This window comes from Acidovorax sp. FG60, from assembly GCF_057808995.1.
On record NZ_JBMDJC010000009.1, the window covers coordinates 130,248 to 142,364 of the forward strand.

Genomic DNA, 12,117 nt, shown 5'->3' on the forward strand with positions numbered 1-12,117 from the left:
AAGGGGCGTTATTTTTTCAAGCTATCTCTGATCTCGCGCAACAGGACGATGTCTTCGGCGGGCGCGGCTGGGGCTTCGGGGGCTGGCGCAGGGGCTTCGCGCTTGAGGCGATTGATCTGCTTGATCATCATGAAGATGATGAACGCCAGAATGATGAAGTTGACGGCCACGGTCAGGAAGTTGCCATAGGCAAACACCGGCACGCCCGCCTTCTTGAGGGCATCGAGCGTCATGGCCGTGCCCGGTGGCACGGACCCCAGCACCACGAAGAGGTTGGAAAAGTCGAGTTTGCCGAACACCAGTCCCACCACCGGCATGATCAGGTCGGACACGACCGAATCCACAATCTTGCCGAACGCCCCTCCAATGATCACGCCGACGGCAAGGTCGATCACATTGCCCTTGACCGCAAACTCCCTGAACTCCTGCATCATCCCCATGGTGTGCTCCTTGTTTGAATGGTGATGCCGGAGTATTGCCCGGCGCGGTGCCCTGTCAAGACAGTCACCCACTTTGAAATAACCATTTTCACTCCGCTACAATTCGCGGTTGACCCAACAATAGCGATGTTTACCGAGGATCCCCATGAGTGACACACCAGTCGACACCAGTAAAAGGACGTGGCTGATTGCGTCCGGATGTGCCGGTGCCGCTGGCGGAGTGGCAGTTGCAGTGCCTTTCGTCAGTAGTTTTCAGCCTTCGGAAAAAGCCAGAGCGGCCGGTGCCGCTGTAGAGGTGGACATCTCCGCCCTTCAGCCCGGCGAAAAGCTGACCGTTGAATGGCGTGGCAAGCCCGTGTGGATCCTGAAGCGCACTCCCCAGCAGCTGGAGTCTCTCGCTCAGACGGAATCGCAGCTGGCCGATCCCAAGTCGGATCGCAAGACGTACCCCACCCCCGAGTACGCCAAGAACCAGCACCGTTCGATCAAGCCGGAAGTGTTTGTGGGCGTGGGCATCTGCACCCACCTGGGTTGCTCGCCCGGAGACAAGTTCCAGACCGGCCCACAGCCCTCGCTGCCAGACGACTGGCACGGTGGCTTCCTGTGCGCCTGCCACGGCTCCACGTTCGACGTGGCTGGCCGGGTCTTCAAAAACAAGCCGGCGCCAGACAACCTGGAAGTGCCGCCGCACATGTACCTGTCCGACACGCTGCTGTTGATCGGCGAAGACAAGAAGGCCTGAGGTAAATCGACATGGCTGAATTCAAGGAAATCTCCCCCAACGCCTCGGCAGGCGCCAAGGTCACGAACTGGTTCGAGAACCGCTTCCCGACCGCTTTTGACGCCTACAAGGTGCACATGTCGGAGTACTACGCTCCGAAGAACTTCAACTTCTGGTACATCTTCGGCTCGCTGGCCCTCGTTGTGCTGGTGATCCAGATCGTGACCGGCATCTTCCTGGTCATGCACTACAAGCCCGACGCCAGCCTGGCGTTTGCTTCGGTCGAGTACATCATGCGCGATGTGCCCTGGGGCTGGCTGATCCGCTACATGCACTCCACAGGCGCCTCAGCGTTCTTTGTGGTGGTGTACCTGCACATGTTCCGTGGGCTCATCTACGGCAGCTACCGCAAGCCGCGCGAACTGGTCTGGATCTTCGGCTGCGCCATCTTTCTGTGCCTGATGGCAGAGGCCTTCATGGGCTACCTGCTGCCCTGGGGCCAGATGTCGTACTGGGGAGCCCAGGTGATCGTGAACCTGTTCGCTGCCATCCCCTTTATCGGTCCTGATCTGGCCTTGCTGATCCGTGGCGACTTCGTGGTGGGTGATGCCACGCTGAACCGCTTCTTCAGCTTCCATGTGATCGCTGTCCCGCTGGTGCTGCTCGGCTTGGTGGTGGCCCACTTGCTGGCGTTGCACGACGTGGGTTCCAACAATCCCGATGGCGTGGAAATCAAGGGCCCCAAGGCGCCCAAGGATGCCAATGGCAAGCCGCTCGATGGCGTGCCTTTCCATCCCTACTACACGGTGCACGACATCTTCGCGCTGAGCATGTTCCTGATGGCGTTCACGGCCGTGGTGTTCTTTGCGCCTGAGTTTGGTGGCTACTTCCTGGAGTACAACAACTTCATCCCGGCCGATCCGCTGGTGACGCCGTTGCACATCGCGCCGGTCTGGTACTTCACACCGTTCTACTCGATGCTGCGTGCCATCACGACCGAGATGATGTACGTTCTGGTGCTGTGTGTGCTGGCGGGTGCTGCCTTTGGTGTGTTCAAGGCCAAGTTGCCCAGCTTCATCAAGGTCGGCATCGCTGGTGCTGCCGTCGTGGCGGCGGTGCTGATGCTGTCGATCGATGCCAAGTTCTGGGGTGTGGTGGTGATGGGGGGTGCCGTGATCATCCTGTTCTTCCTGCCCTGGCTGGACCACAGCCCGGTGAAGTCGATCCGCTACCGTCCCGACTGGCACAAGTACCTGTACGGCGTGTTCGTGATCATCTTCCTGATCCTGGGCTACCTGGGTGTGCAACCCCCTTCGCCCATTGGCGAACGTGTGTCGCAGGTGGGTACGCTGTTCTACTTTGGGTTCTTCCTGCTGATGCCCTGGTGGAGCCGTATTGGCGAGGCCAAGGCCGTGCCCGACCGCGTGACCTTTGTGGCGCACTGAGCCCCAGGAGATAACAACAATGAAGAAAATCATCCTCACGTTGGTGGCCGCCCTGGGTCTGGCTGCTGGCTCTGCACTGGCTGCGGGCGGTGGCATTCCGCTGGACAAGGCCCCCGTCAAGACGAACGATCTGGCCTCGCTGCAAAATGGCGCCAAGGTTTTCGTCAACTATTGCCTGAATTGCCACTCCGCAGCGTTCATGCGGTTCAATCGCCTGAAAGACATCGGTTTGACCGATCAGCAGGTCAAGGACAACCTGCTGTTCACTACGGACAAGGTCGGCGAAACCATGAAGGCGGCGATTGATCCCAAGCAGGCCAAGGCCTGGTTTGGTGCCAATCCCCCCGATCTGACCGTGATCGCCCGTTCGCGTGCTGGCGCCGGTGGTTCGGGTGCGGATTACCTGTACACCTACCTGCGTACTTACTACCGCGACGAAACCAAGCCGACCGGCTGGAACAATCTCGTGTTCCCCAACGTGGGCATGCCCCACGTGTTGTGGGAGCTGCAGGGTGATCGCCGCCCAGTGTTTGAAGAGCACGAAAGCCATGGCCACAAGACCCAGGTTTTCAAGGGTTGGGAGCAGGTCAGGCCTGGTCTGATGACCCCACTGCAGTACGACCAGACTGTGGGTGACCTGGTGAACTACATGCAGTGGATGGCAGAACCCGCGCAAAACACCCGCAAGCGAGTGGGTGTCTGGGTGCTGATTTTCCTGGGTGTGTTCACGGTGATTGCCTGGAGGCTCAACGCAGCCTTCTGGAAAGATGTGAAGTAACGCGCGCAGCAGTCATATCCATTGAAAGCACCCTTCGGGGTGCCTTGGTTTTTTTGCAGAGTGGGCGCTTTTGGCGTCCCACTCTTTTGATTTTTAGGAGCCTCCCACCATGATGGTGCTTTACTCGGGTACGACCTGTCCCTTCTCCCACCGCTGCCGTTTTGTCTTGTTCGAAAAGGGCATGGACTTTGAAATCCGCGATGTGGACCTGTACAACAAGCCCGAAGACATCAGCGTGATGAACCCCTACGGCCAGGTTCCCATTCTGGTCGAGCGCGATCTGATCCTGTACGAGTCGAACATCATCAACGAGTACATCGACGAGCGCTTCCCCCATCCCCAGCTGATGCCCGGCGACCCCGTAGACCGCGCCCGTGTGCGCCTGTTCCTGCTCAACTTCGAGAAGGAGTTGTTCGTGCACGTGAACATCCTGGAGTCGCGCGCGACCAAGGGCAACGAAAAGGCGCTGGAAAAGGCGCGTGCGCACATCCGTGACCGCCTGACGCAGCTGGCTCCTGTGTTCCTCAAGAACAAGTACATGCTGGGTGACAACTTCTCCATGCTCGACGTGGCCATTGCCCCGCTGCTGTGGCGCCTCGACTACTATGGCATCGACCTCAGCAAGAATGCAGCTCCGTTGCTCAAGTATGCAGAACGCATCTTCTCGCGCCCTGCGTACATCGAGGCGTTGACCCCATCCGAGAAGGTCATGCGCAAGTAACTTGCGGCCTGCCCCGCTCCCTATCCACAGCAGTTGCCTTTCACCTTCATGACCGCACAGGAATCCACGTCCACACGCCCGTACCTCATTCGTGCCTTGTACGAGTGGTGCACCGACAACGGGCTGACGCCGTATGTGGCGGTGCGTGTCGATGATTCGGTGCAGGTGCCGCGTGAATACGTGAAGGATGGTGAGATCGTCCTGAACATCAGTTTTGATGCGACGAGTGCCTTGCAACTGGGCAACGATTTCATCGAGTTCAAGGCCCGGTTTGGCGGCAAGCCGCGTGAGATCCTCGTGCCGGTGGGGCGGGTGATCGCCATCTATGCCCGTGAAAACGGGCAAGGTATGGCGTTTCCGCCCCCGGTGGATGTGCTGGCTGGTGGTGCGGCTGCTGCCGGGGCCATCGCGCCCATGCTGGCAGAAGCGGTGTCTTCCGAAGATGCTACTGCTGCAAGTGGAGCGCAAACTTCCGAGGACCGCGTGGTGCAGTTGGTGTCTGCGGATGACGGCAGGAAAGATGGCGACGAAGGGGGTGACGCACCGCGACCACCTCCGGCTGCGGGTGGTGCTCGGCCATCGCTCAAGCGGGTGAAATAACCGCCCCTTGTTTTTTTGAGGCTGCTTTTTCCACGATAAAATGCAGCCTTCGCCGGTTTAGCTCAGTTGGTAGAGCACCCGCCTTGTAAGCGGTAGGTCGTCAGTTCGATTCCGACAACCGGCACCAGTTTTCTCCTGTTCCTCACCGCATTCCCTGATCCTGGCGTTGACCGTCAGGTTTGAACTTTCAGGCGAATCGCGTTAACCTCCCACCCCCGGCTGCGCAAATGCGCCTGCAAAGCAGGCAGCAGTTGGCGTATTTTTGCCGCGGCGGCATTGCTTTTGACCAGCAGGCACCAGGAGTCTCCATCAATGGGGCCGGCCTGGATCGCTGGGCGCAGCGCCGCAGGAATCAGCATTTCAATGGCCTTGAGCCGATCACTGGAGTCGCGTGTCAGCGCTGTGAGCTTGGCCAGCGTGGGAGAGTCCTCGCTGGCTTGCTGCAGGGTGACGGCGTAGTGGCGGCGGTTCATGGTGTGCGTCTTCGGGCGTGGAGAATTCGTAGTGCATCTGATTATCACGGACGCCAGGCTGGCGCGCAGCCGGGCCATTCACTTGTCGGGCACCCGCCTGATCCTGGCAGGGCTCTTGCTGTCGCTGTGCCTCATGCTGGTGGCTGCGACGCTGTACCACTGGGTGTTTCTCAAGGGCGCGCGTGAAGGCTGGCCGATTGTGGGGTCATTGGTACGGCTGGTCGTCAAGGACGAGTTTGCAGAGCGGGACCGTTTCATGCGTGCCAATCTGGATGCCATGGCCCGCCGCGTTGGCGAGATGCAGGCCCGCATGGTGCAGCTGGAATCCTTGGGCGACCGCGTGCTGGGCCTTGCAGGCATGGCGCCGGCCGATGTCCAGAAGCCCGATGGGCGTGGAGGGGTGTTGGTCAGTGCACGCAATCTCTCCATGGAGGAACTGCAATCCACCCTTGACGAGCTGGAGCGCCTGACCAACCAGCGTGTGGATTTGATGACCGTGCTCGAATCGCGCCTTTTTGACCAGCACATCCGCAAGAAGATGATTCCTACCCATGCGCCTGTCACCGGACGGGTGCCGGGCTCGGCGTTTGGCTGGCGCGTAGACCCAATCACCGGCCAGTCGGCCTTGCACACGGGCCTGGATTTTCAGGCAGATACCGGAACACCGATCCTGGCAGCTGCGGGGGGTGTAGTCGTGACGCAGGAATACCATCCGGCTTACGGCAACATGATCGAGGTGGACCACGGCAACCAGCTGGTCACGCGCTACGCCCACGCATCGCGCACCTTGGTCAAGCAGGGCGACATCGTGCGCCGTGGCCAGAAGATTGCCGAAGTGGGAACCACAGGGCGTTCCACCGGTCCCCACCTTCACTTTGAGGTGCTGGTGCAAGGGGTTTTCCAGGACCCACAGAAGTTTCTCAGCGCTGGCGGCACGGCTGCGGGTGCGCAGGTTGCGGCGATCCAGCCGCACGCATCGCCCGGCCAGCCGGCCACACCTGCAGCAGGCAGGTAAAATCGCGGGTCCGGTGTTCACGGCCCGGGATTGCAGTGCTTGCAATCCCTGGTGATGGACCCACCTGAACTCAATTCATCTTAGGGATTTCGGTCGCTTGACGCGCTGCTTGCAGCGGGGCAAGCGGTCCTGTTCGCATGGCCACCAACTTCCTCACCAAACTATTCGGCAGCCGCAACGACCGGCTCCTCAAGCAGTACCGCAAGACGGTGACCCGCATCAACGCGATGGAGCCCGACTACGAGAAACTGTCGGACGAGCAGCTCAAGGCCAAGACGCAGGAGTTCAAGGAGCGCGTGGCCAAGGGCGAATCGCTGGATGACATCCTGCCCGAAGCCTTTGCCGTGGTGCGCGAGGGCTCCAAGCGCATCATGAAGATGCGGCACTTTGATGTGCAGCTGCTGGGAGGCATGGCGCTGCACTTTGGCAAGATCTCCGAAATGCGGACGGGCGAGGGCAAGACCCTCACCGCCACCTTGCCCGTGTACCTCAATGCCCTGTCGGGCAAGGGTGTGCATGTGGTGACAGTCAACGACTACCTCGCCAACCGCGATGCGCAGTGGATGGGGCGCCTGTACAACTTCCTGGGCCTCACGGTGGGCATCAACCTGCCCAACATGCCGCGCGAGCAAAAGCAGGAGGCTTACCGCGCCGACATTACGTACGGCACGAACAATGAGTACGGCTTTGACTACCTGCGCGACAACATGGTCTATGAGGCGCAGGACCGCGTGCAGCAAGGCCTGAACTTCGCCATCGTCGATGAGGTGGACTCGATCCTGATCGACGAAGCCCGCACACCGCTGATCATCAGCGGCCAGGCCGAAGACCATACGGCGATGTACATCGCCATGAACAAGGTGGTGCCGCTGCTGGTGCGCCAGGAAGGTGAAGCCGACCCGCGCACGGGTGAAGGCGTGACCAAGCCGGGCGACTTCACGCTCGACGAAAAGACGCACCAGGTGTTCCTGACAGAGCAGGGCCACGAGAGCGCTGAGCGCATCCTGGCTAGCCAGGGCCTGATTGCCGAGGGGGCCTCGGTGTACGACCCGGCCAACATCACGCTGATGCACCACCTGTATGCGGCGCTGCGTGCCAACCACCTGTATCACCGCGACCAGCACTATGTGGTGCAAAACGGTGAGATCGTGATCGTGGACGAGTTCACCGGCCGCCTGATGTCGGGCCGCCGCTGGAGCGAAGGCCTGCACCAGGCCGTGGAAGCCAAGGAAGGCGTGAACATCCAGGCCGAAAACCAGACGCTGGCTTCGATCACCTTCCAGAACTATTTCCGCCTGTACAACAAGCTCGCCGGCATGACCGGCACGGCCGATACCGAGGCTTACGAGTTCCAGGAAATCTACGGCCTGGAAACCGTGGTCATCCCGCCGAACCGCCCCAGCCGCCGCGACGACCAGCTGGACCGCGTTTACAAGACCACGCGCGAGAAGTACGAAGCCGCCATCAAGGACATCCGTGAATGCCACGAGCGCGGCCAGCCCGTTCTGGTGGGCACCACGTCGATCGAGAACTCTGAAATCATCGACCAGCTCCTGAACAAGGAAGGCCTGCCGCACCAGGTGCTGAACGCCAAGCAGCATGCACGGGAGGCGGACATCGTGGCCCAGGCAGGCCGTGCGGGCATGATCACCATCGCGACCAACATGGCCGGGCGCGGGACCGACATCGTGCTGGGCGGCAACATTGAAAAGGATGTGGCGGCCATCGAGGCCGACGAGACCCTGTCTGAAACGGAGCGCGCGGCCAAGGTGGCGGCGTTGCGCGAGCAGTGGAAGATCGATCACGAGAAGGTCAAGGAACTGGGTGGCTTGCGCATCATCGCCACCGAGCGCCACGAATCCCGCCGCATCGACAACCAGCTGCGCGGCCGCTCGGGCCGTCAGGGCGACCCGGGCTCGTCGCGTTTCTACCTGAGCCTGGACGATTCCCTGATGCGCATCTTCGCGGGCGACCGCGTCAAGGCCATCATGGACCGCCTGAAGATGCCCGATGGCGAAGCCATCGAAGCCGGCATCGTGACGCGAAGCATCGAGTCGGCCCAGCGCAAGGTGGAAGCCCGCAACTTCGACATCCGCAAACAGCTGCTGGAATACGACGATGTGTCCAACGACCAGCGCAAGGTGATCTACCAGCAGCGCAACGACATCCTGGATGCGGCTGACCTGTCCGACGTGATCGCCGCCATGCGCGAAGACTGCATGACCGATCTGGTGCGCCAGTATGTGCCCGCCGAATCGGTGGAAGAGCAGTGGGACCTCGCCGCGCTAGAGAAGGTGCTGGCTGAAGAATGGCAGGTGTCGATTGCCCTGCAGCAGGTGGTGCAGGGCGCCAGCGCCATCACCGACGATGAAATCCTGGAGAAGGTGCTGGCCGCTGCCCATGCCTCGTTTGACGCCAAGGTGGCGCAGGTTGGGCGCGAGAACTTCACGCAGTTCGAGCGCATGGTGCTGCTGCAGAGCTTCGACTCCAATTGGCGCGACCACCTCTCCGCACTGGACTATCTGCGCCAGGGCATTCACCTGCGTGGCTATGCGCAGAAGCAACCGAAGCAGGAATACAAGCGCGAGGCCTTCGAGCTGTTCCGCCAGCTGATCGACCAGGTCAAGAACGAAGTCACCAAGATCCTCATGACTGTGCAGGTGCAGTCGCAGGAGCAGTTGGACCAGGCCGCACAAGAGATGGAAAGCCGCGGCGAAAGCATTGCCAACGTGACCTATACCGCGCCGACCGAAACGGGCGAGGTCCAAACCACCGTGGATGCGCAGGCGCAGGACTTGGCGCTGCCGGAGGGCATGCGTGTGGGCCGCAACGATCCTTGCCCTTGTGGCAGCGGCAAGAAGTACAAGCAGTGCCACGGCAAGCTCGCCTGATTTCCTGATCCACACAACACGGGCTTCGGCCCGTGTTTTCATTGGCGTGCCACGGTTTTCCGGATAATCGGCCGCAGTTTTTCAGAAGGACCCCCATGCCCGTCAATCTAGTTGCCCCCGTTGCCGCTGATCTGCACCCGATTGCTGGAGTGCGCATTGGCGTTGCCGAAGCCGGTGTGCGCAAAGCCAACCGCAAGGATCTCACCGTGTTCCTGCTGGATGAGGGCGCCAGCGTGGCGGGCGTGTTCACGCAGAACCGTTTTTGCGCGGCGCCGGTGCAGATCAGCCGCGATCACCTTGCCAGCGGACAGCCCATCCGTGCCATGCTGATCAACACCGGCAATGCCAACGCTGGCACGGGCGGTGATGGCCTGGCGCGTGCGCGCGCCACGTGCGTTGCCCTCGCGCGCCAGCTCAGCGTAGCGCCCGAGCAGATCCTGCCGTTTTCCACCGGCGTGATCATGGAGCCGCTGCCCAATGACCGCATCGAGGCAGGCCTGCCCGCCGCCATTGCCGACGCGCAGCCGGGCCACTGGGCGCGCGCCGCAGAAGGCATCATGACCACGGACACCTTGCCCAAGGCCTTTTCTGCCCAAGTGAAGGTTGGTGGTGCCACCGTGTCCATCACTGGCATCAGCAAGGGCGCGGGCATGATCCGGCCCAACATGGCCACCATGCTCGGCTTCATGGCCACGGACGCTTGCGTGGCCCCTGCCGTCATGCAGCAGCTGGCTCGCGAACTGGCCGATGGCTCGTTCAACCGCGTCACCATCGATGGCGACACCTCCACCAACGATTCATTTGTGGTTGTGGCGACCAACAAGGCCACGCATGCGCCCATCACTTCTCTGGCAAGCGCCGAGGGCCAGGCCCTCAAGGCCGCCATGCTGGCGGTATCGCAAAAGCTCGCCCAGGCCATTGTGCGCGACGGCGAAGGCGCTACCAAGTTCATCACCGTGCAGGTAGAAGGTGGCAAGACCGGCGAAGAGTGCCGCAAGGTGGCGTACGCCATCGCCCATTCGCCGTTGGTAAAAACCGCGTTCTATGCCAGCGACCCAAACCTGGGCCGCATCCTCGCGGCCGTGGGCTACGCGGGCATTGACGACCTCGACCAGACCGGTATTGATCTGTACCTGGACGACGTACACGTGGCCATTCAGGGCGGACGCAACCCCGCCTACCGCGAGGAAGACGGCCAGCGCGTGATGAAGCAAAGCGAGATCACGGTGCGTGTGCTGCTGGGCCGGGGCGAGGCTTCCGACACGGTGTGGACCTGCGATTTCAGCCACGAGTACGTCACGATCAATGCGGACTATCGTTCGTAAAGAATGCTCCTATTTTGATAGCTTTTGGCGCTTGATAGATAAGCGCTAGGCCCGAAATGAATCAAAAATTTGAACATCTGATCGAGCGGGCCGAGCAGCTGATCGCCCGCATCGAGTCTGTGCTGCCCCAGCCCCTGGGAGCGCCGGACTGGTCTTTGTCCATCGCCTGGCGTTACCGCAAGCGCAGCAGTGGCCACGGCACCCTGGAGCCCGTGCGCCATGTGGCTGCGATGCAGCTGGCGGATCTCAAAGAGATCGACGGGCAAAAGGAAAAGATTCAGCGCAATACCGAGCAGTTTGTGTTGGGCAAGCCCGCCAACAACGTGCTGCTGACCGGTGCGCGTGGAACCGGCAAGTCGTCGCTCATCAAGGCCTGCCTGAATGCGTACGCCGGACAGGGCCTGCGCCTGATCGAGGTGGACAAGGCGGATCTGGTCGACCTGCCGGATATCGTGGATGTGGTGGCCGACCGGCCCGAGAAATTCATCATCTTTTGCGATGACCTGAGCTTTGAAGACGGCGAGCCAGGCTACAAGGCGCTCAAGTCGATCCTGGATGGATCGGTGGCCGCCGCCACGCCCAATGTGCTGATCTACGCCACCAGCAACCGGCGCCACCTGTTGCCCGAATACATGGCTGAAAACCTCACGTACACCCACACCGCTGATGGCGAAGTGCACCCCGGTGAAGTGGTGGAGGAGAAGATTTCGCTGTCAGAGCGGTTTGGCCTGTGGGTGAGCTTCTACCCCTTCAGCCAGGAGGAGTACCTGACCATCGTCGCCCAGTGGCTGGCCTCCTTCGGGGTCTCTGGCGCCGCGATTGCTGCGGCCCGGCCCGAGGCGCTGGTCTGGGCGCTGGAGCGCGGCTCGCGCAGTGGCCGCGTGGCCTACCAGTTTGCGCGTGACTATGCGGGGCGCCACGATGGTTGATTCTGTTGCCAAATCCGCTGCTGCGCCTGCAACACCGGCCGCGACCACGGCGCGCAAGCACACCGAGGTGGCTGTCGGTATCCTCTTGCGGGCCGATGGCGCGATGTTGCTCTCCACACGCCCGCCGGGAAAGCCTTATGCCGGGTATTGGGAGTTTCCGGGCGGCAAGGTCGAAGCGGGCGAAACTGTGGAGCAGGCGCTGCGCAGAGAGCTGGTGGAAGAGCTGGGTGTGACCATCGGCGCTGCTAGTGTCTGGAAAGTCACGGAACACGACTACCCACATGCCCTGGTGCGCTTGCACTGGTGCAAGGTCTGGGAATGGTCGGGCGAGTTCGAAATGCGCGAAGGGCAGACCATGGAGTGGCAGCAGATGCCACTGACGGTGTCACCGGTGCTGCCCGGTGCCTACCCGGTGCTGCAGTGGCTCGCTGAAGAGCGTGGCCTGGAATATTCGCCGGAATGACTTTCGTTTGCTGCTGAATTGATAGCTGCTAGCGCCTCACTGGTACGCGCTAGAGCCCAATTTTGTTTGAAATCCTGGGCAATTCCCAGTCGAGGTCAGTGCTGCAGGCGAGGATCGCCATAAGGTTCGTCGGCGGGTGGAGCCTCTGCAGGCATGCGGAAATCCTCGCTGGCCCAGGCGCCGAGGTCGATCTGCTTGCACCGCTCGCTGCAGAATGGGCGGTACACGTTGGCGGGGCTGTAGACACTGTCACCGCCACAACTGGGGCAGGTGACGATGCGTGCTCGTGGTTGGGTGTGCGTAGAGTTGGCCATGC

Annotated in this window: 13 protein-coding genes and 1 tRNA gene; 11 read left to right on the plus strand and 3 right to left on the minus strand. The window is 61.3% G+C overall.

Annotation, left to right across the window (positions count from 1 at the left end; genetic code table 11):
- Positions 1–8: 8 nt before the first annotated feature.
- On the minus strand, positions 9–440 hold the full coding sequence (gene mscL, locus ACODS0_RS15160) for a large conductance mechanosensitive channel protein MscL (protein WP_055399204.1): 432 nt from the start codon (positions 438–440) through the stop codon (positions 9–11).
- 145 nt (positions 441–585) lie between these two features.
- Between mscL and petA the strand changes: the two genes are divergently transcribed.
- The 6 genes from petA (at position 586) to ACODS0_RS15190 (ending at position 4,832) form a co-directional block, all read left to right on the plus strand.
- Positions 586–1,182, plus strand: a complete 597-nt coding sequence (petA, locus tag ACODS0_RS15165; RefSeq protein WP_055399203.1) for a ubiquinol-cytochrome c reductase iron-sulfur subunit — start codon at positions 586–588, stop codon at positions 1,180–1,182.
- A gap of 11 nt (positions 1,183–1,193) precedes the next feature.
- Complete coding sequence (locus ACODS0_RS15170; protein ID WP_055399201.1) at positions 1,194–2,606, plus strand: cytochrome b; 1,413 nt, start codon at positions 1,194–1,196, stop codon at positions 2,604–2,606.
- Between the two features lie 19 nt (positions 2,607–2,625).
- A complete protein-coding gene (locus ACODS0_RS15175) occupies positions 2,626–3,384 on the plus strand; it encodes a cytochrome c1 (protein WP_055399199.1) in 759 nt (252 codons plus the stop codon).
- Between the two features lie 109 nt (positions 3,385–3,493).
- Complete coding sequence (locus ACODS0_RS15180) at positions 3,494–4,105, plus strand: glutathione S-transferase N-terminal domain-containing protein (RefSeq protein ID WP_007854512.1); 612 nt, start codon at positions 3,494–3,496, stop codon at positions 4,103–4,105.
- A gap of 48 nt (positions 4,106–4,153) precedes the next feature.
- Positions 4,154–4,705, plus strand: a complete 552-nt coding sequence (locus ACODS0_RS15185) for a ClpXP protease specificity-enhancing factor (RefSeq protein ID WP_055399369.1) — start codon at positions 4,154–4,156, stop codon at positions 4,703–4,705.
- Between the two features lie 51 nt (positions 4,706–4,756).
- A tRNA-Thr gene (locus ACODS0_RS15190) sits at positions 4,757–4,832 on the plus strand.
- A 46-nt stretch (positions 4,833–4,878) separates the two neighbouring features.
- Here the strand turns inward: ACODS0_RS15190 and ACODS0_RS15195 are convergent.
- The gene (locus ACODS0_RS15195; protein WP_055399197.1) at positions 4,879–5,178 is read right to left on the minus strand and encodes a hypothetical protein; all 300 of its coding nucleotides are present in this window, start codon (positions 5,176–5,178) and stop codon (positions 4,879–4,881) included.
- Between the two features lie 31 nt (positions 5,179–5,209).
- Here ACODS0_RS15195 and ACODS0_RS15200 point away from each other — a divergent pair, with 31 nt between their 5' ends.
- The 5 genes from ACODS0_RS15200 (at position 5,210) to ACODS0_RS15220 (ending at position 11,801) form a co-directional block, all read left to right on the plus strand.
- On the plus strand, positions 5,210–6,193 hold the full coding sequence (locus tag ACODS0_RS15200; protein ID WP_488835855.1) for a M23 family metallopeptidase: 984 nt from the start codon (positions 5,210–5,212) through the stop codon (positions 6,191–6,193).
- A gap of 137 nt (positions 6,194–6,330) precedes the next feature.
- Complete coding sequence (gene secA, locus ACODS0_RS15205; protein WP_488835856.1) at positions 6,331–9,084, plus strand: preprotein translocase subunit SecA; 2,754 nt, start codon at positions 6,331–6,333, stop codon at positions 9,082–9,084.
- Between the two features lie 95 nt (positions 9,085–9,179).
- Complete coding sequence (argJ, locus tag ACODS0_RS15210; protein WP_488835857.1) at positions 9,180–10,409, plus strand: bifunctional glutamate N-acetyltransferase/amino-acid acetyltransferase ArgJ; 1,230 nt, start codon at positions 9,180–9,182, stop codon at positions 10,407–10,409.
- A gap of 56 nt (positions 10,410–10,465) precedes the next feature.
- Complete coding sequence (locus ACODS0_RS15215; RefSeq protein ID WP_176888501.1) at positions 10,466–11,338, plus strand: ATP-binding protein; 873 nt, start codon at positions 10,466–10,468, stop codon at positions 11,336–11,338.
- The gene (locus tag ACODS0_RS15220) at positions 11,331–11,801 is read left to right on the plus strand and encodes an NUDIX domain-containing protein (protein ID WP_431151979.1); all 471 of its coding nucleotides are present in this window, start codon (positions 11,331–11,333) and stop codon (positions 11,799–11,801) included. The genes ACODS0_RS15215 and ACODS0_RS15220 overlap by 8 nt, the downstream gene beginning before the upstream one ends.
- Before the next feature lie 95 nt (positions 11,802–11,896).
- Here ACODS0_RS15220 and ACODS0_RS15225 read toward each other — a convergent pair whose 3' ends face one another.
- On the minus strand, positions 11,897–12,115 hold the full coding sequence (locus tag ACODS0_RS15225) for a DNA gyrase inhibitor YacG (RefSeq protein ID WP_055399187.1): 219 nt from the start codon (positions 12,113–12,115) through the stop codon (positions 11,897–11,899).
- Positions 12,116–12,117 lie beyond the last annotated feature (2 nt).

Coding starts and splice junctions, on each gene's coding strand:
- mscL (WP_055399204.1), bottom strand. CDS start 440: ATGGGGATGATGCAGGAGTTCAGGGAGTTTGCGGTCAAGGGCAATGTG.
- petA (WP_055399203.1), top strand. CDS start 586: ATGAGTGACACACCAGTCGACACCAGTAAAAGGACGTGGCTGATTGCG.
- ACODS0_RS15170 (WP_055399201.1), top strand. CDS start 1,194: ATGGCTGAATTCAAGGAAATCTCCCCCAACGCCTCGGCAGGCGCCAAG.
- ACODS0_RS15175 (WP_055399199.1), top strand. CDS start 2,626: ATGAAGAAAATCATCCTCACGTTGGTGGCCGCCCTGGGTCTGGCTGCT.
- ACODS0_RS15180 (WP_007854512.1), top strand. CDS start 3,494: ATGATGGTGCTTTACTCGGGTACGACCTGTCCCTTCTCCCACCGCTGC.
- ACODS0_RS15185 (WP_055399369.1), top strand. CDS start 4,154: ATGACCGCACAGGAATCCACGTCCACACGCCCGTACCTCATTCGTGCC.
- ACODS0_RS15195 (WP_055399197.1), bottom strand. CDS start 5,178: ATGAACCGCCGCCACTACGCCGTCACCCTGCAGCAAGCCAGCGAGGAC.
- secA (WP_488835856.1), top strand. CDS start 6,331: ATGGCCACCAACTTCCTCACCAAACTATTCGGCAGCCGCAACGACCGG.
- argJ (WP_488835857.1), top strand. CDS start 9,180: ATGCCCGTCAATCTAGTTGCCCCCGTTGCCGCTGATCTGCACCCGATT.
- ACODS0_RS15215 (WP_176888501.1), top strand. CDS start 10,466: ATGAATCAAAAATTTGAACATCTGATCGAGCGGGCCGAGCAGCTGATC.
- ACODS0_RS15220 (WP_431151979.1), top strand. CDS start 11,331: ATGGTTGATTCTGTTGCCAAATCCGCTGCTGCGCCTGCAACACCGGCC.
- ACODS0_RS15225 (WP_055399187.1), bottom strand. CDS start 12,115: ATGGCCAACTCTACGCACACCCAACCACGAGCACGCATCGTCACCTGC.